Annotated in this window: 1 pseudogene; it reads left to right on the forward strand. The window is 34.4% G+C overall.

From position 1 onward, the window contains the following. Positions 1 to 288: pseudogene (locus AWT72_RS09040) on the forward strand (bifunctional acetaldehyde-CoA/alcohol dehydrogenase); the annotation flags it as partial.

Below are 288 nucleotides of genomic sequence, written 5' to 3' on the forward strand. Positions count from 1 at the left end.
TGTCATTTTTATATCAGCACACCCAAGAGCAAAAAAATCAACTATCTATACTGCAAAAATTGCATTAGAAGTTGCTAAAAAATATGGTGCTCCTGAAAATATAATAGGATGGGTAGATGAACCTAGTCTTGAAATTTCAAGAGAATTAATGGCTAACTCAGACTTAATTTTAGCAACAGGTGGTCCTGGCATGGTTAAAAGTGCTTATTCATCTGGAACACCAGCAATAGGTGTTGGTTCTGGAAATACTCCTGTTATTATAGATGATAGTGCTGATATAAAAATGAC

The sequence above is a fragment of the Oceanivirga salmonicida genome (assembly GCF_001517915.1).
Lineage (GTDB): Bacteria > Fusobacteriota > Fusobacteriia > Fusobacteriales > Leptotrichiaceae > Oceanivirga > Oceanivirga salmonicida.